Consider the following 26,929-nt stretch of genomic DNA (forward strand, 5'->3'; position numbering starts at 1 on the left):
GCGCGAATTCGGCAATTCTGAAGAAGTCAACGGGCAGATCGGTCCCCATAATCCATCCATGACTGTCACCGGAAGCGCGGGCGCGGTCCACCTCGCCGCGCACACCCACCCGCGGGCGCGCGGGCGGATCGTCCTGGGCGGTGTCGCGGCGGGAGTCCTGCTCGCGGTGCTGTGGTCGTACGAGTTCGTCGACCACGTGATCGGTGACAACGTCGCCAACACCCTGCTGGGCCACGACGCGAAGGCCACCGCCATCGGTGGCACCGTCGCGGGCCTGGTGTTCGCGTTCGTCTCCGGCCTGGCCGGCACGTTCACGGCGTGCAACATCGCCATGGCCGCCGCGGTCGGCCCGATGAGCCAGGCCGGCGGCGCCGGGGCCACCCGGGCCGGGCTGCGCGGCCTGCTGCGGCCGGTCGGCTGGCTCACCGTGGGGATGGTGGCGGTCTCCGCGGTGTACGGCTTCGTCGGCGTGCTGCTCGGCGACCGGCTGCCGCAGTTGTCCACCGACACGGTCGGCGGGCTGCCGGTGCGCCTGATCCAGTCGATGGTCGTCTTCGGCGTGATCGGGCTCGCCTTCGTCTACCTCGGGCTGGCCGCGCTCGGGACGCTGCCCGACCCGTTCGCGCACCGCCCCGTCGCCCGGGTGGTGGTGCTCGGCGCGCTGGTCGGCGGGTTCCTCATCGGCCGGCCGTACCCGCTGTTCAACAAGCTGTTCCACTGGGCGGTGGACACCGGGAACCCGCTCTACGGCGCGGGCGCGTTCGTGCTCCAGTCGCTCGGCAACATCGCCATCGTCGCCGCGCTGTTCGCGCTGATCATCGTGGCCACCCGGGGCCGGTTCATCCAGTGGCTGTCCGGCAGCCCCGCCCGCACGGCCGCGGTGACCGGGGCGCTGCTGATCGCGCTGGGCGTGTTCATGGTCGTCTACTGGGACGTGCGGCTGCCCGCGATGTTCGACTACGGCTGGTTCCCCACCATGCCGTACAACGCGCGATAGCGCCCCGCCGTGCCGGCGGGCGCGTCCCCGCGCCCGCCGGTGCCCGCGCCGGTCAGGCCGAGCCGACGTACCCGCCGGTCTTGATCCGCTGCGCGGTCTCCTCGTAGGCGACCGGGTCCTCGGGCAGCCGGGTGCCGAGCCCGTCGACGTAGCGGTTGAACATGCAGAACGCGCCGGCGATCAGCACCGCGTCGTGGATCTCCAGATCGGTGGCGCCCTCAGCGCGGGCCGCGTCGACCAGCTCCGCGCTCACCTTCTGCCCACTCTCCTGCACCGCCCCCGCGATCCGCAGCAGGCCGCGCAGCTTCGCCGACACCTCGGCCGCGTCCAGGTCCGCCCGGACCTGCCGCACCAGCGGCATGCCGCCGTCGAGCTGGGCGGCGGCGAACGCGGAGTGCGACGAGCAGCAGAACGTGCAGTCGTTGAGCCCGGAGACGTACGCCGCGATCAGCTCCCGCTCCCCGGCCGTGAGGGTCGGGTGCGGCGCGTGCAGCAGCGCCTCGGCCAGCGCGTTGAGCGCGACGGCGGTCTCCGGCCGGTAGCGCATGAGCCCGGTGATCCCCGGGTATTCAGCCTCGTCCAGACCCAGATCGATGTGTGCCACATGCTCTCCTCGGCGTGACAGGCCGCGGCCGGCGGCTACGCGGTCCTGCTGCGCATGGTGCCGGCCCGGCGGCCCGTCCGCTTCTTCCAGCGTGCCCCGTTCGGGCCGGCGACGCGGACCGCGATCTCTCCCAAAGTGCCGTTTACGGGGCCGACACCTGGGCCGACACGGAGCGCCACGAGCAGGGCACGGACGCGTATTGCCGCTGCGTACGGGGCACTGCCACGATCGGCTCCATGGTCGACACAATGGACATACGGCAGGGGGCCCTGGCACAGTCCGGGGCCCTGGTGGACCGACTTCGCCAACTCGTGCACCAGGAATCCCCACCCGGGGAGGTACGGCATCTGCACGCCTGCGCCGACCTGCTGGAGAGCTGGATCAACCCGGTGCTGGGCCGCCCCGCCGTGCGGGTGGTGCGCGACGGGCTGCCGCACCTGCTCTGGCCGGCAGAGGACCAGCGGGTGCTGCTGCTCGGGCACTACGACACGGTGTGGTCGGAGGGGACCGTGCGGGACTGGCCCTTCGCGCTCGCCGACGGCATCGCCACCGGCCCCGGGGTGTGCGACATGAAGGCCGGCATCGTCCAGATGGTCACCGCCCTGTCGCTGCTGCCCGACACCTCCCGGGTGGGGGTGCTGCTGACCTGCGACGAGGAGAGCGGATCGCCGACGTCCCGGCCGCTGATCGAGCAGCAGGCCCGGCGGTCGCGGGCGGTGCTGGTGGGCGAGCCGTCCACGGAGACGGGCGCGGTCAAGGTCGCCCGCAAGGGCGGCTCGAAGTACGAGATCACCGTACGCGGCCGGGCCGCGCACGCGGGCGTGGAGCCGCACCGGGGGGTGAACGCGGCCGTGGAGCTGGCCCACCAGGTCCTGGCCGTGCGGGCGTTCGCCGCCGAGGGCACCAGCGTCACGCCGACGGTGCTCAGCGCGGGCAGCATCAGCAACCAGGTGCCCGAGTCGGCGAAGTTCTGCGTCGACGTGCGCGCCTGGACCCGGGAGGAGCTCGACCGGGTGGACCGGTTGATCCACGCGATGACCCCCCGGCTGACCGACGCCGCGCTGGTGGTGGGCGGCGGGATCAACCGGTACCCGCTGCAGGAGGCGGTGGCGATGCCGCTGCTGGAGGTCGCCCGGCGGGCGGGCCGGGAGCTGGGCCTGCCGCCGCTGGAGGCCGCGCACGCCGCCGGGGCGTCCGACGCTAACTTCACCGGGTCGCTGGGCGTGGCCACCCTGGACGGCCTGGGCGGGGTGGGCGGCGGGTCACACGCCCGCAGCGAGTGGGTGGACGTCACCCAGATGCCCGACCGCGCCGCCCTGCTCGCCGCGACGGTCGCCGGCGTGCTCGCGCAGCCCCGCCGGGGCCACGTCGCCGCGGGCCGGGGCGTCCCCGCGCGCCTCTGACGCGCGTCGCTGCTCCCCAGGGGCGGGCTTGACGTCCATAATGGTGCGTCGAGACGGCGCGCCGCCCGGTCCCCGCGCCGCTGCCCATCCGCCGGCGGTCCACGTCCGTGGCCGCCGGCGCAGCGAGCGGGAGGACGACCGCACCATGACCCCCACCACGCGTCAGCCCACGCCGCCGCCACGCTTCGGGGTGGAGGAGGAGTTCCTGGTCGTCGACGCCGTCACCCGGGCCCCGGCGCCCCGGGCCGCCGAGGTCGTCGGGGCGGCGTCCGCGCTGCTCGGGGAGCGGGTCTCCGGGGAGATCACCACCCTGCAGCTGGAGACCCGCACCGACGCCTGCGACACGCTCGGCGAGCTGGCCGCCCAGCTCGCCGAGGCCCGCAAGGTCGTCGCGGACTGCGCGCGGACGGCCGGGCTGCGGGTGGTGGCCACCGGCACCGCCCCCGTCGCCGGGGCGGTGCCGCCGCCGATGACCGTCGGCCCGCGCCAGAGCAGGGGCAACGAGACGTACCGGGGCCTGCACGACGAACTGGCGCTGTGCGCGCTGCACGTGCACGTGGAGATGCCGAGCCGGCAACGGGCGGTGCTGGTCGGCAACCACCTGCGGACGTACCTGCCGCTGCTGCTCACCCTCACCGCGAACTCGCCGTACTGGGACGGCCGCGATTCCGGGTACGCGAGCTGGCGCACCACCGTCTGGGGGCGGTGGCCGGTGGCCGGTCCGCCGCCGGTGTTCCACTCGGCGGAGCACTACGACGAGGTGGTGCAGCGGCTGCTGGACACCGGCGCCCTCGTCGACCGGGCCACCATCTTCTGGGACGTACGCCCCTCGGAGCGGCACCCGACCCTGGAGGTCCGGGTCGCCGACTCCGCCCTCACCGCCGAGGACTCGGCGCGGTACGCGGCGCTGGTGCGGGCGCTGGTGGTGCACCTGTCGGCGGCGGTGCAGGCCGGCGAGCCGGCCCCGGACGTCGCCGGCGAGCTGCTGCGGGCGGCCTACTGGCGGGCGGCCCGCGACGGCCTGGACGGCGAGGGCGTGGACCCGCGCACGGGCCGGCTGCGGCCCGCGACGGCGCTGGCCCGCGACCTGCTGGACATGGTGGAGCCGGTGCTGCGCGCCCACGGCGAGCACGACCTCGTCGCGGGATGGTTGGAACAGCTGGGGGCCGACGGCACCGGGGCGCGGCACCAGCGGTCGGTGGCCCGCCGGGGCGGGACGCTCGCCGACGTCGTCGACCACCTGGCGGAGCAGACCGCGGGCTGACCCTGCCGCGTTGCCATCAACCGTGCCGTCCACGGCTCGGCGATCTGGGCAATTCCGCGCAACCAGCGGCGGGTGCCGTGGGTAATGCTGGAGAGGCCCCCGACCTGCCGATGGAGGCTCTTCCGTGAACCAGATCGCGACCACCCCGTTCCACCTGGACAGGCTGGAACCCACGCTGATGAACCGCACCGCCCGGGCGTTCGCCGACCAGATGGCGGCCCGCCGGTCGGTGCGACACTTCTCGGCCGAACCCGTGCCGCTGGACGTCGTCGAGGAGGCCGTGCGGGCCGCCGCGACGGCGCCCAGCGGCGCCAACCTGCAACCCTGGCGCTTCGTGGTGGTCACCGACGCGGAGCGCAGGCGTCGGCTGCGGGAGGCCGCCGAGGCCGAGGAGGTCGAGTTCTACACCCGACGCGCCTCGGCCGACTGGCTGAACGCGGTGGCGCCGATGGGCACCGACTGGCAGAAGCCGTTCCTGGAGACCGCCCCGGTGGTCATCGTCGTGTTCGAGGTCCACCAGGGCCCGCACACCCCGAAGCCCTACTACGTCAAGGAGTCGGTCGGCATCGCCGTCGGCGTGCTGATCACCGCCCTGCACCTGTCCGGGCTGGCCACGCTCACCCACACCCCCAGCCCGATGCGGTTCCTCAACGAGATCTGCGAGCGTCCGGCCGAGGAGCGCGCCTGCGTGGTGATGCCGGTCGGCTACCCGGCCGACGGGGTCACCGTCCCGGACCTCACCCGCAAGCCGCTGTCGGAGGTCATGGTCCGCCGGTAGGCGTCACCGCCCCAGGTCCGCGGCGAAAAAGTCGAGCAGGGGCTGCACGTGCCGGTCCGGCCGGCGCCACTCGGCCAGCAGGTCCTCCAGCAGGTGCAGCTCCTCGACCAGCTCCCCGCCCCGGTACCGGCGCACCACGGGGTGGATGAAGGCGCTCTCGGCGGCCCGGTCGGGCTGCGGATGCCGCTCGACGGCGAACACGTCGACGTACGCGTCGCGGCCCCAGCGCAGCGAGAACGTGTAGTAGTGGCTCTCGCCGCCGAACCGCTGCACCGCGTGGTCCTCGGGCAGGTCCTGGTAGTGGCGGGCCCCGCCGGCGCCGGGGTCGACGACGATGACGTCGCAGAGGAACTCGAACTGGGTCCACAGCGCCGAGCTCCAGTTGACCCGGTCCAGCACCACCCCGGTGAGCGTCTCGGGGTCGGCCTCCACCTTCTCGTACGGCAGCGGTGCGCCCTCGTACCGCTCGCGCAGCAGGGCGGTGAGCGTCCGCAGGTTGTAGCGGAACCCGTCGATGAAGGCCGAGGACGCCTTCTTGAAGTCGCGGTCCTGGGCGAGCGTGCCGGCGAAGTACAGCCCGTCGACGTCGACCGACTGCCAGTCGGTCCGGGTGGCCGGCAGCCGCCCGCTGGGCACCCTCGCCGGGCGGCAGTTCTCGGCGAACATCGAGGTGTCCATGGCGAAGCCGGTGCAGCGCAGCACGGTCTCGTACTCCATGACGGCCGTCTCGCCGTCGGCATGGGTGTAGGTCAGGTGCACCTCGTACCTGTCGCCCACCGGGCGGATCTCGTCGATGACGCAGTCGAGCACCGCGTGCAGGGTCTTGAACTGGTAGCTGTCCAGGACGGCGCCGTGGTGGCCCCGCACGTCGCCGGGGTGCTTGGTGTTCCAGGCCAGCCGCATCGGCCGGGGACTGGCCAGGTGGATCATGGCAGCGTGCCCGAGGATCGCCGAGGCGGTCTCGAAGCCGGAGTTGCCCTTGCCGAGGATGAGCACCCGCTGGCCGGCGTAGTCGGCCGGGTCGGTGCTCATGTCCTCGTAGCCGACCGCGTGCTCGATGCCGCGCACGTCGGGGACGTTCGGGGGGCCCCAGCCGGTGGCCACCACGACGCAGTCGGCGTGCAGCAGCCGGCCGCCGGCCCGCACGAGGAAGCCGTCGTCGGTCTTCTCGACCCGTTCGACGGTGGTGTCGTAGCGGACGGCCAGCCGGTGGTGCCGGGCGAAGTCGCCCAGGTAGCGGACCAGGTCGTCGGCGGAGGGGAAGTATTCGCGGCTGTAGTCGGAGAACGGCAGGTCGGCCGGCTCGTGCAGCAACGAGTTCCAGTCCCAGCGCAGCCGGATCTCCGGGTCGGTGCTCGTCGTGTGCACCTTGTTCAGGGAGATCAGCCGGCGGTGCCGGGGGAACCGGCGGAAGAACTCGCCGGGGCTGGCCGCGCGTTCCAGCGTCAGGTAGTCGCTGCCGGCCTGCTGGAGGTAGTAGCTCAGCTGTAGGCCGGCCGGACCTCCGCCGATGATCAGGTAACGGTGGTGCTCGGTGCCTTCTGGCAGTTCGGTCATGGGTGCTCCCGCGTCGAGTACCCATGACCATTGATGATAAATGCACTTAAGTCAATACATATCCGGGTTGGAGCGTGGACCCGAAGGGCCGAGGAGCGCGACCCCGGCGGGGGTTCCGATCCGGTGCCGACCGCCCCCGACGGGTGGACCCCGGGGGCGGTCGGGCGACGCGGGCGGCGGCTCAGGCCGGCTGGGCCGCCGGCTCGCGGTGGCCGCTGACCTTCGCGGCCGGCATCGGGCCACCACGGGCGGTGCCGGTCATCTCGTCGCCGTCGATCGTCACGTCGAAGGCCAGGTCCATCCGCATCGGCCTTTTGATGGACTGGTACCACGACAGGCGGTTGCCCTCCAGCTGGAGGTCGTTCAGGGTGAGCGTCTCCTTCTCACCCCGCGAGATTCCCTGTAGGACACCGTCCTTGCTGAACAGCTCCAGCTCGGTGCGGCGGGTGCCGAACGGGGTGGCCACGGCCACCTTCCAGAATCCCTCGACAGACACGGCGGCTTCCTCTCTTCGCGGGGTCCCGGGCGGGGTAATCCCCGAAGACAGCGCGCCCGGGCAGCGCCGCCACCCACGCTAGCCACCGCGCGGTCCACAGTTAGTCGCCATATTGCCGTCTTCGGCTCCCGGGGTGGACACAGCGGGTCAACACGACGAGATTGACCTAAAGGGATCCGGCGCGTCAAACCGCCCGCTAAACGCGAACCAAACGGCGACATGCTGGGAAGACGTCGGGAGCAATGTGAAAGAAGCGCAGTCCGGGGCCACCGTCGCACGATGAAGTCGCACGATGAACCTGGGCCCGATCCGGTCGCCCTAATCCACTTTCCCCGCCCGCCGCAGGAGGAAACCAGGCACCCCAGAAATCGCATTCGCCACGTCGGCAAAAACGGCCGGCTCTACCGGCCGGTTCCGACGCGCCGGCAGACCCGTGCCGCCAGGCGACAATTTCCCATTCCCTACCGCGCGCCGCCCACGGCACCGACCGTGGAACATCGTTGCGGCGACGCCGCCTGCCCTGTTCACGCCATCGGCTTTGACAGAAGTCGATGGCTCTGTCGTAAGGAGACCTTACCGTGCTGGGTCAACGCGCACGCTCGCTCAGTCCCGGAATAGTCGCGATTCTGCTCGCGGCCTCGCTCTTTTTCATCATCGACGCCCGAGTGTCCGTCGCCGGCGCCGACGAGGCCGCCACACGATACCGCTTCACCGAGCAGCCCATCGCCTACCCGGACGGCTACGACAAGCTGCCCAAGAGAACGAGCCGGGACGTCAACCCGACGTACCACAAGATCCGGGCCTGGATCTCGTCGGTCGGCGCGAGCATCGCGCTCAACGACCTCACCGACCACGGCCGGGCCAACAGCCTGTGCTTCGTGGACGTGCGCACCAACCAGGTGGTGGTCACCTACGCGCCCACCGCGCCGAAGGAGGACCAGTTCACGCCGTTCCTCCTCGACGCGGCGCCGCTGCCGATCGACGACACCATGGCGCCGATGGCCTGCGTACCGGGCGACTACAACCTCGACGGCCGGATGGACCTGATGGTCACCTACTGGGGCCGGGTGCCGATCATGTTCCTGCGCAAGGCCGGCGCCACGACGGTGTCCAACGCGACGTACCAGCGCCAGGAGCTGCTGCCGCAGAGCTCGCCGGACGGCCGCTACCACGGGCCCAAGTGGCACACCAACGCCTCCCTGGTCAGTGACCTCGACGGCGACGGCAAACCGGATGTGATCATCGGGAACTACTTCCCCGAGTCCGACGTGCTCAACACGCGGGGCCAGGACAACGTCGAGATGAACGACACCCTGTCCAGTGCCACCAACGGCGGCGGCCTCCACGTGCTGCGCTGGCACTCCGCGACCACCGGCGACAACCCCTCGGTGAGCTTCGTGGCGGAGCGCGGGGCGGTCCCGTTCAAGAAGTCCACCGGCTGGACGCTGGGCCTGGCGGCGGCCGACCTGACCGGGCGGGGGCTGCCGGACGTCTACGCCGCCAACGACTTCGGCCACAACCACCTGCTGCACAACATCTCCTCTCCCGGCCGGATCAAGTTCAAGGCGGCGATCGGGGAGCGCACCCCCACCACGCCCAAGTCGTTCGTGCTCGGCAACGGCTCGTTCAAGGGCATGGGCATCGACTTCGGCGACCTGGACCGCAACGGCAACTTCGACATGATGGTCTCCAACATCACCACGGCCTGGGGCCTGGAGGAGAGCAACTTCGTCTGGATCAACAGGGCCCGCAACGAGGGCGACATGCTCACCAAGCTCGGCAAGGGCATCGCACCGTTCACCCAGGAGGCCCGGCCGCTGGGCATGGCCTGGAGCGGCTGGGGCTGGGACGTCAAGTTCGGCGACTTCCTCAACAGCGGCGACCTGGAGGTCGTCCAGACGCTCGGCTTCGTCAAGGGCGACATCAACCGGTGGCCGTGGCTGCAGGAGATGGCCATGATGAACGACGACCTGCTGTCCAACCCGGCCATGTGGCCGAACATGCAGCCCGGTGACGACATCGCCGGCCACCAGCCGTTGGCGTTCTTCGCCCGCACGGCCAGCGGCGAGTTCGCCAACATCACCAAGGAGATCGGGCTGGACGTCCCGATCCCCACCCGTGGTGTCGCCACCGCGGACACCCGGGGCATCGGGGCGCTGGACCTCGCGGTGGCCCGGCAGTGGGGCCCGCCGGCGTTCTACGTCAACGAGGCGCCCAGCAAGGGCAACTTCCTGAACCTGCGGCTGTACCGGCCGGCAGTCGGCGCCCCTGCGGGCCAGATGCTCTGCACCCCGGCGTACGGCGCGACCGTCACGGTGACCACGCCGGACGGCCGCAAGCAGATCTCCCAGCTCGACGGCGGCAGCGGCCACGCCGGCAAGCGGAGCTTCGAGGTCCACTTCGGCCTCGGCAACAGCAGTGGCCCGGTCACCGTCGACCTGCGCTGGCGCGACCTGGGCGGCCAGCAGCACAGCACCAGCCAGCAGTTCACCGCCGGAACGCACACCCTCGTGCTGACCGACCGCGTCGAGGAGGTTCCGAACCGATGACCACGATCGCCCCGCCCCCCAGCATCAACACCGCCCCCGCGGCCCCCGTCGTCCCCGCCCCGGCCAAACCGGAGCCCGACCGCCGCTACCTGGCCCTGCGCAACTTCGCCCTGTCCATCAGTGTCTTCAACATCTTCGGCTACACGCTGCTCGGCTTCGAGCAGCCGTGGCTGTGGCCCATCTTCGCGGTGCTCACCGCCTACGCCGCCGAGATCACCTTCGAGCTGATCCGGGCCTGGGCCAAGAAGGAGACCCCCCGGTTCCTCGGCGGCGGCGGCCGCCGGGTGTACGAGTTCCTGCTGCCCTCGCACATCACCGCGCTGGCCTGCAACATGCTCCTCTACGCCAACGACATGTTCCTGCCGATCGCGTTCGCCGTGATCATCGGCGTCACCGGCAAGTACGTCCTGCAGGCCCCGGTCTACGGCCGGATGCGGCACTACATGAACCCGTCGAACTTCGGCATCACCATGGCGCTGGTCTGCTTCGGCTCCTGGATCTCCATCGCCCCGCCGTACGAGTTCACGGAGAACGCCAACACCTACTTCCGGGTGATGATCCCGATCATCATCGTCACCGCCGGCACCGTGATCAACGCGCTGCTGACCCGCAAGGTGCCGCTGATCGTGGGCTGGCTCGGCGGCTTCGCCATCCAGGCGTTCATCCGGCACTGGATCTGGGACGTCGCCCTGTTCTCCGCCCTCGGCGTGATGACCGGTGTGGCGTTCGTGCTGTTCACCAACTACATGATCACCGACCCGGGCACCACCCCGGCCAAGCCGATGAACCAGTTCATGTTCGGCTCCTCGGTGGCCATGGTCTACGGCGTGCTGATGCTGTTCAACGTCGTCTACACGCTCTTCTTCGCGGTGGTCGTGGTCTGCGCCATCCGCGGGCTGGGCTGGTGGGTGGCGGGCCTGCGCAAGAAGTCCCGGGAGCAGGCCGGGCTGTCCCTCGGCGCCCCCAGGCGCATCGCGTGATCCGGCGGGACAGGACGCGCCGCGCGGGCTGGCGCGACGCGCCGGCCGACCAGGTCGACCCCGTCAGGGCGGTCGACGGACGAAGCGAGGAGCAGGAATGAGCGAACGCATCGCGGTCGTCGGGATCGCCTGCCGATATCCCGACGCCGAGAACCCCAACCAGCTGTGGGAGAACGTGCTCACCGGCCGCCGGGCGTTCCGCCGGCTGCCCGACGAGCGGATGAACTCCGAGGACTACTACTCCCCCGACCCAACCGCGCCCGACCGGTTCTACTCGGCCAAGGCCGCCGTGATCGAGGGCTTCGAGTTCGACCGGGTCCGGTACAAGATCGCCGGAAGCACCTTCCGGTCCACCGACATGACGCACTGGCTGGCCCTGGACACCGTCGCCCGGGCGCTGGAGGACGCCGGCTTCCCCGACGGCGAGGGGCTGCCGCTGGCCACCACCGGTGTGGTCATCGGCAACACCCTCACCGGCGAGTTCAGCCGGGCCAACCTGCTGCGGCTGCGCTGGCCGTACGTGCGGCGCACGGTCGGGGCGGCGCTGCGCGAGCAGGGCTGGGGCGACACCGAGGTCGGCACGTTCCTCGACGAGCTGGAGCCGCGCTACAAGGCGCCCTTCCCGCCGATCGACGAGGACACCCTGGCCGGCGGCCTGGCCAACACCATCGCCGGGCGGGTGTGCAACCACTTCGACTTCAAGGGCGGCGGCTACACCGTCGACGGCGCCTGCTCGTCGTCGCTGCTGTCGGTCTCCACCGCCTGCAACGCCCTGGCCAACGGCGACCTCGACGCCGCCGTGGCCGGCGGGGTGGACCTGAGCATCGACCCGTTCGAGGTGATCGGCTTCGCCAAGACCGGGGCGCTGGCCACCGGGGAGATGCGGGTGTACGACCGCAACTCCAACGGGTTCTGGCCGGGCGAGGGCTGCGGCATGCTGGTGCTGATGCGCGACTCCGACGCCGTGGCGCGCGGGCTGCGCCGGCACGCCGTCATCGCCGGCTGGGGCTACTCCTCCGACGGCAAGGGCGGCATCACCCGGCCCGAGGCCAGCGGGCACCGGCTGGCCATCCGCCGGGCGTACGAGCGGGCCGGCTACGGCATCGACTCGGTCGCCTACCTGGAGGGCCACGGCACCGGCACCGCCGTCGGCGACGCCACCGAGCTGACGGCGTTCACCGAGGCCCGACAGGAGGCCGACCCGGCGGGCGCGCCCGCCGCGATCAGCACCGTGAAGGGCAACTTCGGCCACACCAAGGCCGCCGCCGGGGTCGCCGGGCTGCTCAAGGCGATCCTCGCGGTACGCCAGCAGGTCATCCCGCCGGCCACCGGGCACGTCGACCCGCACCCGGTGCTCGACGTGGAACGGCCCGCCGTGCGGGTGCCCGCGACGGCGGAGCTGTGGCCGGCGGACAAGCCGGTCCGGGCGGCGGTGTCCTCGATGGGCTTCGGCGGCATCAACGCCCACGTGGTGCTCGAGAGCGCGGAGAACGGCCGGCGGACCCGGATCGGGGCGTCGACGACCGCGCTGGTGCGCTCCCGGCAGGACACCGAGCTGCTGATGTTCGACGCGCGCACCCCGGAGGAACTGGGCTCGCGGCTGTCGGACCTGGCACCGTGGGTCGGCCGGCTGTCGTACGCCGAACTGGGCGACCTGGCCGCGGTCCTGGCCGGGAAGCTGGCCGACCGGCCGGTGCGGGCCGCGGTGGTCGTCGCGTCGCCCGAGCAGGCGCGACAGCGCCTGGAGCGGCTCGTCGAGCTGGTCGACTCCGGCGAGCAGCGGGTGATCGACGCGGCCGGGGGCGTCTTCCTCGGCACGACCGGTTCCGCCCCCCGGATCGGGTTCCTGTTCCCCGGCCAGGGCGCGGGTCGGCGGGCCGACGGCGGCGCGCTGCGCCGGCGGTTCGAGGAGGTCGACGCTTTGTACCAGGCCCACCAGCCGCCGCCCGGCGCGGACCTGGTGGCCACGGCGGTGGCGCAGCCGCGGATCGTGACCGCGTCGGTCGCCGGCCTGCGGGTGCTGTCGATGCTCGGGGTGCGGGCGGTCGGGGCCGCCGGGCACAGCCTCGGCGAACTGACCGCGCTGCACTGGGCCGGTGCCATGGACGAGGCGACGCTGATCGCCACCGCCGGGGCGCGTGGCCGGATCATGGCCGACGCCAGCGCCGGCGACGGCACGATGGCCAGCATCTCCGCCGCCCCCGAGGTGGTGGAGCCGCTGCTGGTCGGCACGCCGGTGGTCATCGCCGGCTACAACAGCCCGCAGCAGACCGTGGTCTCCGGCCCGGTCGCGGCGGTGGAGCAGGTCGGCGCGTTGGCCGAGCGGTCCGGGCTGTTCTGGACCCGGATCGCGGTGTCGCACGCCTTCCACTCGGAGGCCGTGGCCCCGGCCGCGGTCGCGTTCGCCGAGCACCTGGGCGGCCTGCCCTTCGCCCCGCTGTCCGGTGGGATGGTCTCCACGGTCACCGGGGACGTGCTGCCGGCCGACACCGACGTGCCCGACCTGCTGCGCCGGCAGGTGCTGGACCCGGTGCGGTTCACCCAGGCGGTGCGCCGCCTGGCCGACGACGCCGACCTGCTGCTGGAGGTCGGTCCGGGTCGGGTGCTGCGCGGCCTGGCCGCGGACATCGCCCCGGAGGTGCCGACGATCTCGCTGGAGACCGACAGCCTGTCGCTGGCGGGCCTGCTCAGCGCGGTCGGCGCCGCGTACGCGGCGGGCGCGACGGTGAACCACTCGGCGCTGTTCCAGGACCGGTTCACCCGGCCGCTGGAGCCGGGCCGGCCGCTGCGGTTCTTCGCCAGCCCCGCCGAGTCGGCGCCGGCCGGGGACTTCGCGGTGGCCCGTACCGGGACCGAGCCGGCCGCCGGCGCGGTGTCGCCGGCCGGCTCGTCGGTCGCGGTCTCCGGGCCCGGCGCGACGGCCGACACCCTGGAGCTGCTGCGCCGGCTCGCCGCCGAGCGGGCGGAGCTGCCGCTGGAGGCCGTACGGCCGGACAGCCGGCCGCTGGACGAGCTGCACCTCAGCTCGATCACCGTCGGGCAGATCGTCAACCAGGCCGCCCGGGAGCTCAACGTGACCGCCCCGACGTTGACCTCCAGCTACGCCACCGCCACGGTGGCGGAGATCGCGCAGATCCTCGACGAGGCCGGCGGTGGCGGCGGCGCGGAGGAGCCGGAACGGTCGATCGCCGGGGTGGCCCCGTGGGTCCGGGCGTTCGCGGTGGACCTGGTGCCCACCGAGGCCGGTCCGCGGGTCGACGCCCCGGTCGAGGGCGGCTGGCAGGCGTTCACGGCCGGGCACAGCCCGCTCGCCGAGCCGCTGCGCACGGCGCTGCAACAGGCCCGGGTCGGCGGTGGGGTGCTGCTGTGCCTGCCACGCGACTGCCAACCCGAGCACATCCCGGTGATGCTGCGGGCCGCCCGGGCCGCCGTGTCCCAGGGCGGCGCCGTCCGGTTCGTGGCGCTGGGCGACCGGCGCAACGCGGCCGGCCTGGCCAAGACGCTGCACCAGGAGCACCCGGAGATCACCACCACGGTGGTCACGCTGCCGCTGGCCGGCGAGCCGTCCGCCGACGACGTCGCGGCCACGGTGGCCCGGCTCGTCGCCGACGTGGCGGCGACCGCCGGATTCAGCGAGGTCCACTACGACGCCGACGGCAACCGGTACGTGCCGGTGCTGCGGCCGGCGCCCCTGCCGCCCAACGGCGGGCCCGGCCTCGGGGTGGAGGACGTGCTGCTGGTCACCGGGGGCGGCAAGGGCATCACCGCCGAATGCGCCCTGGCTCTGGGGCGGGACACCCTGACGGCGGTCGGCCTGATCGGCCGCTCCGACCCGGCGGCCGACGCGGAACTGGCGGCCAACCTCGAACGGCTCACCGCCGCCGGGGTGCGCTTCCACTACGCCCGGGCGGACATCACCGCCCTCGACGAGGTGAAGGCGGCCGTCAACGACATCGAGCGGGTGCTCGGCCCGGTCACCGGCGTGCTGCACGGCGCCGGCCGCAACGAGCCGACCACGGTGGCCAACCTCGACGAGGCGACGTTCCGGCGGACCCTCGCGCCGAAGATCGACGGGCTGGAGGCCGTGCTCGCCGCGACCGACCCGCACACGCTGCGGCTGCTGGTCACCTTCGGCAGCATCATCGGCCGGGCGGGGCTGCGCGGCGAGGCGCACTACGCCACGGCCAACGACTGGATGACCGACCTGACCCGCCGGGTCGGCGAGGACTACCCGCACATCCGGTGCCTGGCGCTGGAATGGTCGGTGTGGTCCGGCGCCGGCATGGGCGAGCGGCTCGGGGTGCTGGAGGCCCTCACCCGTGACGGCATCGCCCCGATCCCGGTGGAGGCCGGCATCGCCACGCTGAAGGAGGTGCTGGCCAGCCCGTCCACGCCGCAGGCGCTGGTGGTGATGGGCCGCGCCGACGGCCTGTCCACGGTCACGCTGGAGCGGCGCGAGCTGCCGCTGCTGCGCTTCGTCGACCGGCAGCAGGTGCACTACCCGGGCGTGGAGCTGGTCGTGGACGCCGACCTGACCGCCGACGACGACCTCTACCTGCCCGACCACCTGCTCGACGGGGACCTGCTCTTCCCCGCCGTACTGGGCATGGAGGCGATGGCGCAGGCGGCGGCGGCGCTCACCGGGCGCACCGAGGCCCCGGTGCTGGAGGACGTCGAGCTGCTGCGCCCGATCGTGGTGCCGCCCTCGGGCAGCAACACGATCCGGATCGCGGTGCTCGCCGCGGCGGACGGCGCGGTCGAGGCGGTGGTGCGCAGCAGCGACACCAACTTCCAGGCCGACCACTTCCGGGCCCGGCTGCGCTGGGACCAGCCGCTGCGGGTCGAGGCCCGGCCGGGGACCGCCGCCGCGCGGCTGTTGCCGATCGACCCGGCCCGCGACCTGTACGGCCCGGTGCTGTTCCAGGGACGGCGGTTCCAGCGCCTGCTGGGCTACCTGGACCTGGCGGCGACGAGCTGCACGGCGCGGGTGTCCAACCGGCCGGTCGAGGCGTGGTTCGCCCGGTACCGGCCCGGCGACCTGGTGCTCGGCGACCCGGGCACCCGGGACACGGTGATGCACGCGTTGCAGTGCTGCGTCCCGGACGCGACCCTGCTGCCGGGGGCTATCGAGCGGCTGCACCTGGCCGACCCGAAGGTCGCCGCCACCCTGGACACCGTCACCATCCACGCGGTGGAGCGGCTGCGCCAGGGCGACACCTACCACTACGACGTGGACGTCTGCGACGGTGACGGCAACCTCGTCGAGCGGTGGGTGGGGCTGCGCCTGCACGCCGTACGCAAGCAGGACGGCACCGGGCCGTGGCTGCCGGCGCTGGTCGGCCCGTACCTGGAGCGGCGGGCCGGCGCGTTCCTGCCCGACGAGCTGCGCTGCGTCGTACGGCCCGACGACCCGGACGCCACCGGCACGCCGGCCCGGCGTCGGCAGACCGCCCGGGCGGTGAGCTGGGCGTTGGGCGCGGAGACGACGGTGCGTTACCGGCCCGACGGCAAACCGGAGGTCGACGGGGACGTCCGGATCTCCGCCTCGCACGGCGCCGGGGTCACCTTCGCCGTCGCCGGCGCCTCGGCGGCGGTGGGCTGCGACGTGGAGCTGGCCGCGGCCCGTTCCGCCGAGGAGTGGGAGGGCCTGATCGGCCCGGACGGGGTCGCCCTGGCCACGCTGCTGGCCCGGGAGCAGGGCGAGGACCTGTCGGTCGCCGCCACCCGGATCTGGGGCGCGGTCGAGTGCCTGCGCAAGAACGGCCACACCCGGGTCGACCTGGTGGCCGAGCCGAACGGAACGGCCGGCTGGGTCGCCCTGCGGTCGGGGGCGGCGCGGGTCGCCACCTTCGTCACCGCGCTCAACGACATCGGCGACCCGGTGGTGTTCACGATGCTGGCGGAAGGAGGCAGGTGAGATGGAGTCCTACTACGAGTACCGGCACCTGGTGGGGTTCGAGGAGACCAACCTCGTCGGGAACGTCTATTACGTCAACTACATGCGCTGGCAGGGCCGGTGCCGGGAGATGTTCCTGCGGGACGAGGCACCGGAGGTCCTGGCGGACATCCGCGACGACCTGAAGCTGTTCACGCTCAAGTGCGAGTGCGAGTTCTTCACCGAGATCACCGCGTTCGACGAGCTGTCGATCCGGATGCGGCTGGAGGACCTCACGCAGACCCAGATCGGCTTCGCGTTCGACTACGTGCGGCTGCGTGACGGCTTCGAGGAGCTGGTGGCCCGGGGTCGGCAGCGGATCGCGTGCATGCGCGGCCCGAACACCGACACCCGGCCGACCCGGGTGCCGGACCCGCTGCGCGCGGCCCTGTCGCGCTACGCGGTGCCCCCCGCCGCGGGTGGCCGGCGGGTGTTCGAAGGCGTCGGGGAGGGCTGAGCCGTGACCAGAGCGGACCAGCGCCCGACTGCGGGCCCGGCGACGATGCCGGCGCCCGACGCGGCCAACCACGCCGAACTGCGGGCGGTGATGGGGATGTTCGCCACCGGCGTGACGGTGGTGACGTCGGGCCGGGACCTGCCGCACGGCATGACCGCGAACGCGTTCACCTCCGTGTCGCTGGACCCGGCGATGGTCCTGGTGTGCGTGAAGCGCAGCGCGGTCATGCACGACACCGTCCTGGCCCAGGGCACCTTCGCGGTGTCCATCCTGGCCGCCGACCAGGAAGGGCTGGCCCGGTACTTCGCCAGCTCCAGCAGGCCCCGCGACGAGCGGGAGTTCGAGACGGTGCGGTGCGAGCCGGGTCCGCACACCGGGGCGCCGATCGTGACCGGGAATTTGGCCTGGGTGGAGTGCAAGCTGGCGGCGGTGTACGACGGCGGCGACCACTCCATCTTCCTCGGCTCGGTCCTCAGCACCGGCCGTGGTGACAGCACCGACGCGCTGTTGTTCCACGGCGGCCGGTTCCGCGAGGTCGGCAAGGGCTGACCGGGTTGGCCGGGCACCCACCGGGCCGACCACCGACGGCCGGGCGGCCACGCACCCCGCGTGGTCGACCCGGCCGTCGGTGTCCGCCGCCTGTCCTGCTACGCCGACTGGCCGCATGGGCTGCGGCCAAAGGTCTGCCGGTGGACCTTCGTCGCTGGAGCGATGACGACGCCCGCGGCTGGATCGAACATCAGCGGGGAAACGTCGCACCCAGCACGCTGGTGTCGTTCGTCATCGTCGTCAAGCTGCTGCACCAGCTCGACCCGGTACTCACCGGCGGCGGTCTCACCCGTGACCCCTGGCCGGGCCGGCCCGCGCGCAACGTCGCCCAGTATGTCAACGAGCCCAGCGTCCGGACCCGCAACATCGCTCCGCCGCCATGTCGAGGAGGCGCTGCGCGCTGATCCCGGCCGCGGTGTTCCCGGTGGCCTGCTGGACCGCTACGCGCACGTCAGCCGGCTCAACGGCAGTACCGGTCCGTGGCATCCCGGCCTGTGTCCCCGCGGCGTGCTGGACGAATCCATCGCGCTGCGGGCGGCCTGCTACTGCTTCGTCGCCGCGCTGAGCATGATGCGCGACTCCGAGATCCGCGAGATCACTCGCGGCGCACTCGGCGAGTTCTACGGCGCGCCCGCCGTCGCCTCGATCAAACGCAAGCACGACCCCGACCAGCCGCGTGAGCACTGGTGGATCATCGAACCTGTCGCGGAAGCGATCCGGGTCGCCGAGCAACTCTCCAACCACCCAGAACTGATCTTCGGCAGCGTTAACGACCGGGCCGGCCGCCTCGGCGACGGATCCAGCGACTCCGGATTCCGCAGCGGCGTCGTCGTCACGAACTTCATCGCCCACATCAACGACACCAGCAGCTCGACCGGCCTGACCATCCCCGACGGCCACGTCGCACCGCACATGTTCCGCAAACCATGGCCATGCTCACCGGCACCGAGCCCAGCTCCGAGATCGCCCTTGGCATCCAACTCAAGCACGTCGCTGTCCGCGCACTGGCCAACCGCTGCACCCCCGGCTACGCCGCCACCGACACCTCCTGGGCGGCGCTCCTGGACACGGCACTCGATCAGGCCAGATTCACCCACCTGCGCGAGCTCTACGACGAACACCACGCCGGCTACAGCATCGGCTCCGGCCCGGCCGCCGAGCGGATGTCCAGCACCTTCCGCGCCATTCGGCAGACCGCGCTCGCCCGCCAAGGCGACGCCCGCACCGAATACGACCTGCTCCGCAAGGCACGCATCTCGCTGCGGTTCGGCAAACTGAACCACTGCCTCTTCGACGACAGCGACCCCGCCGGCGCGAAATGCCTGGAAAGCGCGATCTTGCCGCCGGGCCACCGCGGACCCCTCATCGACAGCGCTCCACCTCGGCGGCGAGGCGCCGACGACTCAACGATTACGTTGGGTGACGGCGAGCCGTCCGAGTGGCTTCCGGATCTGCCGACGAGCGGACGTCGGCGCGGGCGACGGACCAGCACTGGTGGCGCGTCTCGGAGAGTTGGCCCGGTGAAAAACAGGGCGGTGACGGGCCGGTTACGCATATCCCGTGGGGGTGGTGTTCGGGTGTTGTCAGAAGGCCACGGCGACCTTTCCCTTCAGACCGCCCTGTGCGAAACGCTCGTGCGCGGCACGCATTCGGTGGATCCAAAACGTGGAGTCGACGCGGAGCGTCACAGCACCCTGGTCGACGTACCTGGTGAGTTCACGCAGCCCGGCACCGTCCTCACGGACCTGGTTGACCGTGGTCCGCACGTTCCTCGCGGACAGGTCGGGGACCGGTCCGGCCTGGGTGGCGATCGAGGCGTACCGGCCGCCGTCGGCCACGGCGTCGGTGACGAACGCGCCGAAGGTGTCGAAGACCGCGTCGTAGCCGCGGTCGGCCAGGGTGGTCGGGTCGGTGGTGGCGAACTCCGCGCCGTGGTCCCTGACGAAGTCGAGGTGGACTTCGCGGGAGACCAGGGCGTCCACACGCGCGCCTCGTGCGCGGGCGATTTGCAGGGCCAGGCCTCCGACCGCGCCGGCGGCTCCGGCGATGAGCAGTCGTTTACCCGCCGACACGGCCAGCCAGTCCAGCGTCTGAAGGGCGGTCAACCCGGGCAATGGCAGGGTGGCCGCCTCGACGAGGCTGACTGACGCCGGTGCCGGTGCCACCGAATCAGCGGGCAGCGCCACACTGTCGGCCCATGTTCCCCGGCCCGTGCCCAGTTGGTGCGACATCGCGATAACCCGCTGCCCGGTCCGCAGACCGCTCGCGCCGCCGTCGATCACCACACCGGCCAGATCCCAGCCAAGCGTCATTGGCAGCGGCGGCGTCCCTTCGCCGATAGCGCCTTCCCGCGTCTTGTCGTCGACCGGGTTGATGCTGGTCGCGATCGCGCGGATCAACACCTCGCCGTCTCCCGGCTCGACCTCGGGAACCTCGTCGACCCGCAACGTGTCGATCCCGCCGAAACGATCGATTCGGATAGCACGCACGAAAGTCCCTCCCCGACATGATGGCCACTCTCCGCACGAAACCGGTCCGCCGGACGGTCGATTCCGCCCCGGCACGGGAAGTGCCCCAGATCACCCTTGCCGTCGGCACGCAGTCGGATGTCCTCGGCCGCACGGTTTCCCGGATGATCGTCCTGTCATGCCACGATCCGGCGTCGGCCGATTGCGTGCTGGTGACCGAGCGTAAACGGTGGCGCGGCGGACCGGTGGGCGGGTGGCAAACAGGCACGCGGCTGCTGCGGTATGCGGATCTTCGTACGTCGGCGTGCCTGACTCTGTAGCGGAACCAGTACGGCGACATCTGTCATCGGTAGGTGCTCGCATGCTCGCCGCCGACGGATCAACGCCCTGCCGGCTCCGACCCAACCAGGCCCGATGACGGACAGCCCCGAAGCGTCTCCTGAGACACCCGGATTCTGGAGAACACAACAACTGCGTCCACTCCGCGGCCACTGTGTGCAACTCGGGGGCGTGCGGGCCCCCGGCCTGCGCGGCGAGTTCCTGCACGGTACGCCACTGCGGAACGGCCGACGGCAGCATCAGCGGCGCGGCCACCGCGTCATCGAGGCGACGTTGCGCGGCCAGCACGTCGGCGAGGAGACGGACGGTCACCGCGTCCAGGTCGGTGGGCTGGGCGATCACGTGCGCGATCCGCTGGTTGTCGTCGGGTGTGGTCACGGTCGGCGTCTCGATGACCATCGCGGCGAGCTGCCCACCGGCCTGCAAGGCGGTGTCGAGGCGGCCCGCGACGTCGCTGGTCGGCGGCGTTCGGCCGACCTCAAGATCATGCAGGTAGCTTTTGCTGTAGTAGACGCGCCGGGCCAGGTCGCGCAGCGACATGCCGCGCTGGCGGCGCAGCCGGGCCAATTCGGCGGGGAATCGTGGAGCCACGAGGATACGGACGCGTGCTGGCATGAGAACTCCCCAGGCAATGTGGCGGTCTGGGTGGTGGGCCGCCGACCACTACCACCGGCGACGTCACCGTCCGCAACGGTACGCCTCCGGAACGACAGCGGAGCCATCCGTGATGTGGGTGCCCTGCGGCTGTCGAGGTCGGGCGGCCCGGCCCCCGGGCGGACACGACGAGGCGCAACCGGCGGGAAGCACCGGTTGCGCCTGGATCGACGGGTCGGACGGGTCAGGCCTCGTGGACGTGCATCGGCAGGCCGCCCCGCACCCGCAGGGTCAGCATCGGCTCCGGCACCACCTGGTAGCCGGGGCTCAGTGTCAGGCGTAGCTGGCGGGCCACGCAGGCGAGGACGAACACCGCCTCCATCAGCCCGAGGTTGTTGCCGACGCAGAAGCGCGGGCCGGCGCCGAACGGGATGTAGGCGTACCGCGGTCGGTCGGTGCGCCGGTCCGGGTCGAAGCGGTCCGGGTCGAAGCGGTCCGGGTCGGGCCAGAACTCCGGGTGCCGGTGCAGGGTGTACGGGCACAGCACCAGGTCGGCGCCGGCGGGCACGTGCCACCCGCCCACGTTGTCGTCGGCCTGGGCGACGCGCGGCAGCAGCCACACGGGTGGGTACATCCGCATCACCTCGTCGACCACCATCGCGGTGTACCGCAGCCGGTGCAGGTCCTCGTACACCGGGTTCCGGTCGCCGAGCACCTCGACGGCCTCGGCGTGCATCCGCTCCCACACCTCATGGTGCTGGTCGAGCAGGTAGAAGGCCCAGGTGAGGGTGCTGGCGGTAGTCTCGTGCCCGGCCAGCAGCAGGGTGACCAGCTCGTCGCGCATCCGCTGCCGGGCCACCCCCGGGTCGGTCTCCCGGCCCGTCGACTCGATCAGGCGGGACACCACGTCGTCGCGGCCCTCGGTGCCGCCGGGCTGCGCCCGCCGGTGCGCCACCAGCCGGTCGACGATCTCCTGGAGCTCGGCGCGGGCCCGGCGGAAGCGCAGCTGCCGGGGCAACGGCACCCAGGTCGGCACGGTGCTCAGCGACATCATCTCGAAGATCGCCTGGTCCTGGACCGCCTCGAAGGCCTCGCCGAGCCCGCCGAACTCGCTGAGGTCGGCGTCGAGCAGGGTCCGGCCCAGCACGCCGAGGGTCAGCTCGGTCATCTCGTGCCGGATGTCGACCGGCCCGCCGCCGGCCGCGCGTTGCAGCCGGGCGGCCATCCGCACCGCCTCCTCGGCGACCGCGTCGGCCTGGCGGGCGATGCGGCGTGCCTGGAACACCGGCTGGATCACCTTGCGCTGCTTGGTCCACAGCTCACCCTCGCTGGTCAGCAGGCCGTCGCCGAGGGTGCGACGGGCGTGCACCAGCCCGATCCCCTTGTGGTAGTTGCCGGGGTTCTCGGCCAGCACGTACTTGGCGTGGTCGGGGTGGTTGAAGAAGTAGAGCGTCTTCGGCCCCAGCGGCAGCCGGACCGCGTCGCCGTGCCGGGCGGAGACCGCCCGCATGACGTCCAGCCGGTTGCGGGCCATCCGCCCGAGCAGCACCGGCGCCGTCCAGGGCGACGGCCCCGGCGGGCGCAGCCGACCCCGGTCGGCGACGGCGGTCACGGCTGCACCCTCGCGCCGACCCGGAACCGCTCGGCCACGGCACGCCGCCACACCTCGTAGGCGGGCAGGCCGTCGGCCGCCGGGCCGGCGGGTACCAGCTCGTCGGTGATCCGGCCCGCCTCGGCGGCGGAGGTCCGGCAGAACACCCGGGCCGCCAGCTCCGTGTGCGGCACCAGCAGCCCGGCCCGGATCCGGGCCTGCGCCGCGAACGCGGAGGCCTGGGCGACGAACGGGGCGTGCTCGCCCGCCCGGGTCAGGAACAGCCGCAGTTCGTCCTCGGTGCAGCCGCCCGCGTACGTCGCCGCGAGGCCGGCGCCGCTGTAGAGGTCCTGGTGCCGCGCAGGCTCGAACCGGTCGATGAGGTCGGCCGCGAGCTTCGGGTCGCACCCGGCGACGAACCAGGTGGCCCGACCGATGCCCTGGTCGATGGCGCGGGCGGCGTACGAGGTCGGGCCCTCGGACGGCCACGGGAAGTCGGTCACCGCGCGCCGGCCGTGCACGTACTCGTCGGTGTGGAAGTACGCCTGGTGGAAGCCGTAGCCGTCGTGCACGAGCCAGCGCAGCAACGGATCGGTGGCGGCCGCCAGGGCCCGCCGCCACAGGAACTTCGGCAGTCGGGCGAGCGCCCAGCCGAACCCGACGTAGGCCATGTAGATGTGCCGGTCGCCGGTGCCGGCGAGGAACTCGGCGCTGCGCCGAGGGGTGCCCGGCATCAGCGCGTCGACCAGCGCGAAGCCCATGGCCGCACCCTCGTAGGCGAACCCCTGGAACCGGGTGGGCAGCTCGGCGAGGTCGGTGTCGACGTCGGTCACCCGGCGGGCGCCGGCTGCCGAGGAGAGCCCGGTCAGGAACGACGAACCGACCGTCTCCAGGATGGTGCGGGCCTCCGGCCCCTTGTCGTGGAACCCCCGGGTGGAGACGAGGGTCTCCTTGACGTCGGGGGTGAGGACGCGGCGCCTGAGCGCCCTGATGGTGCCGGCCACCTGCTGCTCCCATTCATCCAGGATTGACGATCCAACTGCCCAATCCTCCCGGCCGAGCGGCGCCCGACACCACTTCCCAATTGCCCTCTGACCTGCGGTGGAATGGCCAGGACAACGGCACGCTGGGAGTAGTTCGCCGCCGCCGGGCGGGGCACGATCGAGCCGCCCGCCAGGCCCGGCAGCCGCGACGCGCCGCGCGTCCCACACCGGTCGCGGGCGGAGAGGAACTCGCGATGTTGGTACTCGTGACGGGCGGTACGGGCTTCGTCGGCGCGCACACGGTGGCGGCGCTCGCCGCAGCCGGACACCGGGTGCGGGTGCTGGCCCGCGACCCCGACCGGGTCGCCCCGGCCCTGTCGCCGCTGTCGGTGCCGAGCGATGCCGTGCAGGTCGCGGACGGCGACGTCACCGACGAGACGGCGGTGGCCCGGGCCGTCCGCGGCGTCGACGCGCTGGTGCACGCCGCCTCGGTCTACTCGTTCGACAGCCGGTGGCACGCGGCCACCCGGCGCACCAACGTGCGCGGCACGGAGGTGGTGCTGGGGGCGGCCCGCCGGCTCGGGGTGGGGCGCTCGGTGCACGTGTCGACGTTCGGCGCGCTGCTGCCGTCCCCGGCCGGGACGGTGGGCCCGCAGTCGCCGCCGAGCGCGGCCCGGGAGACCTACCTGGCGAGCAAGGCCGCCGCGGAGCGGGTCGCCCGGCAGCACCAGGCGCACGGTGACCCGGTGGTGATCACCTATCCGCCCGCCCTGCTGGGCCCGGACGACCCGAAGCTCGGCGACCAGAACGCCCGGCTGCGCAACGTGCTGCGCGGCCTGATGCCGATGTGGCCCACCGGTGGCTTCCCGGTCGGCGACGTGCGGGACACGGCGGCGCTGCTCGCGGAGCTGGCCACCGGGCCGGGCGAGGTCGGCGACCGGCACCTCGGCCCGGGCCGCTACCTGCGCACCCGCGACTACGTGCGGGCCGTGCGCGAGGTGACCGGCCGGCGGCTGCCCACATTGTTCCTGCCGGCCCGGGCGATGCTGCCCTTCGCCTACGCCACCGACGTGGTGCAGCGGGTGTGGCCGTGGCACATCCCGGCCGAGTACGGCGCCTGCTACGTCTGCGCCTGCGACGCCCGCCCGGAGGACGCGGCGCGGTCGGCGGGGCCCGAGCCCCGGCCGTTCACCGAGACGCTCGCCGACACCGTGCGCTGGCTGCAGCGTACGGGGCGGCTCACGGCGGCGCAGGCCGGCCGAGCCGCCGCACCTGCCGAGCCCGCCGCGCCCGCGGCGGGGTCCGTTCGAGCCGCGGCAGCGCCGCGGAAGGAGGCACGACCATGACCGTCGCAGAACCGCACCCCACCCCCTCGTCCGAGGCCCGCGCCGTCGCGGCCTACCGCCAGGTCCGGGAGACCACGGCGGCCCTGCTGGCCCAGGCGCCTCCGGAGGCCGACGCGTGGCCGGTGGCCAACTGTCCGGGATGGACGGTCCGGGATCTCGTCGCGCATCTGGTGGAGATCTGCGCGCGGGTGCACGGCCGGGCCACCGGGTCCGCCCCCGGGCCGGTGCCCGCGGGAGGGATGCCGGAGCTGTTCGACGAGTGGGAGCGGTTGAGCGGGCCGGTGGAGGAGTTCCTCGCCGGACCGGGTTCGATGGACCGGCACATCCTGGTCATGGACGCGTTCACCCACGAGCTGGATCTGCGTCAGGCGCTGGGCGTGCCGCCGCCGGTCGACCACCCGGCGCTGCCGGTGGCCTCGGGTGTCCTGCTGACGGGGCTCTCCGCCTCGCTCGACGGCCACGGCCTGCCGCCGCTGGCGGTCGAGACCGAGCACGGGCGGCGCGTGGCGGGAACGGGCGAGCCTGCGGTCGAGATGTCCGGCCCGTGGTACGAGGTCTATCTGTCGCTGGCCGGTCGCCGCACCACGGCGCAGATCCGGTCGCTGTGGTGGAGCGCGGATCCGGGGCGCTGGCTGCCGGCGTTCACCTGGGGGCCGTTCCGGGTGCCGGATTCTGCCGGCGCCGAAACCGCACGCTGAACGCCGGTTGCGACGTGCGCGCCGGTCGGCGTCCCGGCCGACCGGTGCCCCCGTCCCACCGGCCTGCTCCCCTCCCCCTGGGAGGTCTTTCAGGGCTCGTTGCCGGGTCCCGCGCGGCCCGCGCCCTCATCCCCCGGTGGCGACGCCGCCGCCCGGTCCGTGGCCCCGGGTGCGGGGTCGCCGCCGCCCGGTGGCTGCGGTCACGACTTGGCCCCGTGCAGCATCCGCGACGACCGGGTGGCGCGCCGGTCGTTGCGGGCGAAGCCGTGCCGGGTCCGGCCGCCGGGTGCGCTGCTGTCCAGTTCGGGCAGCGCGATCAGGATGGGCAGGTCGAACACCCCGGTGTGGTGCAGCTCCAGATCCACCGTGAGTTCGTCGCCGACGGCGACGGTCAGCACGTCGTGGGAGCCGACCGCCAGGGGCCGGCGCATGGACGGCCGGGCCGCGATGTCGTCGAGCGCGATCGCCGCGGCGCGCAGGTACCACTCCCCCTCCGGCACGTCACGCAGCATGTACTCGCCAGAGGCCTCCAGGATGTCGCAGGAGGCCGGCAGGCCCTGCACGATGGGGCTGTCGAAGATGCCGACGTACACCTTGACCGGCACGTCCACCTGGGGCAGGACGAGGCGTCCGCCGATGCTGGCGCGGCGGCGCGGGCCGGCCGTGCGGGTGCGGGCCAGCTGCGGGATGCCGTGCTCGGCCAGCCACCGGTACCGGGCCGGCGAGATGCCCACGCTGCGGGTGAACCGGCTGATGAAGGTGCCCAGGCTGTTGTAGCCGACCGCGTAGGCGATGTCGGTGACGCTCATGTCCGTCTCGAGCAGCAGGTTCTTGGCCTTGTAGAGCCGGATCGCGGTCAGGAAACGGCCTGGCGAGGTGCCCGTCTTGGACCGGAAGAGCCGGGAGAAGTAAAAGCGGCTGAGAAAGGCTGAATCGGCCATTGCGTCGAGCGACAGCGGTTCGTGGTAACGATCCCACATGATCGTGATGGCTCTTTCGACGGCGTTGTGCACGGCGAATCAACTCCATTCGGTGAACACGTTGGAGACACTCCGGCCGCATCCTGACACGACGTGCCCGCGCGCCGGGCGCCGGTCGTGGGGCTGTCCCCACGACCGGCGGCGTGGTCCTGCCCAGGGTCGCCACGACTTCGTCGTCGCGCCGTATCGGAACAGGTGTTCGATCATCCGGTGAAAACTGTGGAGAATCGCCAGTTCACCGGTGTGGTCGGCTAGCGTAAGTGCGGGCCGAAACCTCTCGAACCGTCCTTACTGTAAGTGTCCTAAGTGGTCCGGATGGGTTAGGACGATACCATGCATGGAGATCAATAAATACGGTAGT

21 protein-coding genes are annotated in these 26,929 nt (G+C 72.4%); 12 read left to right on the forward strand and 9 right to left on the reverse strand.

Features of this window, described 5'->3' with window-relative positions:
- Window positions 1-58: 58 nt before the first annotated feature.
- On the forward strand, window positions 59-997 hold the full coding sequence (locus GVV04_RS00615; RefSeq protein ID WP_161683759.1) for a hypothetical protein: 939 nt from the start codon (window positions 59-61) through the stop codon (window positions 995-997).
- 52 nt (window positions 998-1,049) lie between these two features.
- Here GVV04_RS00615 and GVV04_RS00620 read toward each other — a convergent pair whose 3' ends face one another.
- Window positions 1,050-1,601, reverse strand: coding sequence for a carboxymuconolactone decarboxylase family protein (locus GVV04_RS00620; protein ID WP_161683760.1), 552 nt, complete (start codon window positions 1,599-1,601; stop codon window positions 1,050-1,052).
- Window positions 1,602-1,849: 248 nt separating this feature from the next.
- On the opposite strand from GVV04_RS00620, the gene GVV04_RS00625 reads away from it, so the two are divergent.
- From GVV04_RS00625 to GVV04_RS00635, 3 genes are all read left to right on the forward strand, one after another.
- Window positions 1,850-3,004, forward strand: a complete 1,155-nt coding sequence (locus GVV04_RS00625; protein ID WP_235965522.1) for a M20/M25/M40 family metallo-hydrolase — start codon at window positions 1,850-1,852, stop codon at window positions 3,002-3,004.
- Window positions 3,005-3,149: 145 nt separating this feature from the next.
- A complete protein-coding gene (locus GVV04_RS00630; RefSeq protein WP_161683762.1) occupies window positions 3,150-4,268 on the forward strand; it encodes a carboxylate-amine ligase in 1,119 nt (372 codons plus the stop codon).
- A 178-nt stretch (window positions 4,269-4,446) separates the two neighbouring features.
- A complete protein-coding gene (locus GVV04_RS00635; RefSeq protein ID WP_201752854.1) occupies window positions 4,447-5,046 on the forward strand; it encodes a nitroreductase family protein in 600 nt (199 codons plus the stop codon).
- A 3-nt stretch (window positions 5,047-5,049) separates the two neighbouring features.
- Here GVV04_RS00635 and GVV04_RS00640 read toward each other — a convergent pair whose 3' ends face one another.
- Window positions 5,050-6,603, reverse strand: a complete 1,554-nt coding sequence (locus GVV04_RS00640) for an NAD(P)-binding domain-containing protein (protein WP_161683764.1) — start codon at window positions 6,601-6,603, stop codon at window positions 5,050-5,052.
- Window positions 6,604-6,784: 181 nt separating this feature from the next.
- Entirely contained in the window at window positions 6,785-7,099 is a 315-nt protein-coding gene (locus GVV04_RS00645) for a hypothetical protein (protein ID WP_235965523.1), read from the reverse strand.
- 578 nt (window positions 7,100-7,677) lie between these two features.
- On the opposite strand from GVV04_RS00645, the gene GVV04_RS00650 reads away from it, so the two are divergent.
- From GVV04_RS00650 to GVV04_RS00675, 6 genes are all read left to right on the forward strand, one after another.
- Window positions 7,678-9,648 carry a CRTAC1 family protein gene (locus GVV04_RS00650; protein WP_161683765.1) on the forward strand — a complete coding sequence of 657 codons (1,971 nt, stop codon included), beginning with the start codon at window positions 7,678-7,680 and terminating at the stop codon, window positions 9,646-9,648.
- Window positions 9,645-10,628: an enediyne biosynthesis protein gene (locus tag GVV04_RS00655; protein WP_161683766.1), complete on the forward strand. Its 984-nt coding sequence runs from the start codon at window positions 9,645-9,647 to the stop codon at window positions 10,626-10,628. The genes GVV04_RS00650 and GVV04_RS00655 overlap by 4 nt, the downstream gene beginning before the upstream one ends.
- A 97-nt stretch (window positions 10,629-10,725) precedes the next feature.
- The gene (locus GVV04_RS00660; protein WP_161683767.1) at window positions 10,726-16,545 is read left to right on the forward strand and encodes a type I polyketide synthase; all 5,820 of its coding nucleotides are present in this window, start codon (window positions 10,726-10,728) and stop codon (window positions 16,543-16,545) included.
- Between the two features lies 1 nt (window position 16,546).
- Complete coding sequence (locus GVV04_RS00665) at window positions 16,547-17,020, forward strand: acyl-CoA thioesterase (RefSeq protein WP_161683768.1); 474 nt, start codon at window positions 16,547-16,549, stop codon at window positions 17,018-17,020.
- A 45-nt stretch (window positions 17,021-17,065) separates the two neighbouring features.
- Window positions 17,066-17,569, forward strand: coding sequence for a flavin reductase family protein (locus GVV04_RS00670; protein ID WP_161684572.1), 504 nt, complete (start codon window positions 17,066-17,068; stop codon window positions 17,567-17,569).
- A gap of 140 nt (window positions 17,570-17,709) precedes the next feature.
- Complete coding sequence (locus GVV04_RS00675; RefSeq protein WP_161683769.1) at window positions 17,710-17,973, forward strand: hypothetical protein; 264 nt, start codon at window positions 17,710-17,712, stop codon at window positions 17,971-17,973.
- Window positions 17,974-18,189: 216 nt separating this feature from the next.
- Here the strand turns inward: GVV04_RS00675 and GVV04_RS00680 are convergent, their stop codons facing one another.
- From GVV04_RS00680 to GVV04_RS00700, 5 genes are all read right to left on the reverse strand, one after another.
- On the reverse strand, window positions 18,190-18,921 hold the full coding sequence (locus GVV04_RS00680) for a hypothetical protein (RefSeq protein WP_161683770.1): 732 nt from the start codon (window positions 18,919-18,921) through the stop codon (window positions 18,190-18,192).
- A 231-nt stretch (window positions 18,922-19,152) separates the two neighbouring features.
- Window positions 19,153-20,016 carry an NADP-dependent oxidoreductase gene (locus GVV04_RS00685; protein ID WP_201752772.1) on the reverse strand — a complete coding sequence of 288 codons (864 nt, stop codon included), beginning with the start codon at window positions 20,014-20,016 and terminating at the stop codon, window positions 19,153-19,155.
- A gap of 132 nt (window positions 20,017-20,148) precedes the next feature.
- On the reverse strand, window positions 20,149-20,991 hold the full coding sequence (locus GVV04_RS00690) for a helix-turn-helix domain-containing protein (protein ID WP_161683771.1): 843 nt from the start codon (window positions 20,989-20,991) through the stop codon (window positions 20,149-20,151).
- Between the two features lie 223 nt (window positions 20,992-21,214).
- Window positions 21,215-22,582, reverse strand: a complete 1,368-nt coding sequence (locus GVV04_RS00695) for a cytochrome P450 (RefSeq protein WP_161683772.1) — start codon at window positions 22,580-22,582, stop codon at window positions 21,215-21,217.
- Window positions 22,579-23,565, reverse strand: coding sequence for a DUF1702 family protein (locus GVV04_RS00700; protein WP_161683773.1), 987 nt, complete (start codon window positions 23,563-23,565; stop codon window positions 22,579-22,581). Before GVV04_RS00700 ends, GVV04_RS00695 begins: the two co-directional genes overlap by 4 nt.
- 233 nt (window positions 23,566-23,798) lie before the next feature.
- Between GVV04_RS00700 and GVV04_RS00705 the strand changes: the two genes are divergently transcribed.
- Window positions 23,799-24,890: an SDR family NAD(P)-dependent oxidoreductase gene (locus GVV04_RS00705; protein WP_161683774.1), complete on the forward strand. Its 1,092-nt coding sequence runs from the start codon at window positions 23,799-23,801 to the stop codon at window positions 24,888-24,890.
- Window positions 24,887-25,588 carry a maleylpyruvate isomerase family mycothiol-dependent enzyme gene (locus GVV04_RS00710; protein ID WP_161683775.1) on the forward strand — a complete coding sequence of 234 codons (702 nt, stop codon included), beginning with the start codon at window positions 24,887-24,889 and terminating at the stop codon, window positions 25,586-25,588. Before GVV04_RS00705 ends, GVV04_RS00710 begins: the two co-directional genes overlap by 4 nt.
- Before the next feature lie 200 nt (window positions 25,589-25,788).
- Here the strand turns inward: GVV04_RS00710 and GVV04_RS00715 are convergent, their stop codons facing one another.
- Window positions 25,789-26,568 carry a helix-turn-helix transcriptional regulator gene (locus tag GVV04_RS00715; RefSeq protein ID WP_201752773.1) on the reverse strand — a complete coding sequence of 260 codons (780 nt, stop codon included), beginning with the start codon at window positions 26,566-26,568 and terminating at the stop codon, window positions 25,789-25,791.
- Window positions 26,569-26,929: the final 361 nt, after the last annotated feature.

This window comes from Micromonospora rubida, assembly GCF_009908295.1.
GTDB lineage: Bacteria > Actinomycetota > Actinomycetes > Mycobacteriales > Micromonosporaceae > Micromonospora > Micromonospora rubida.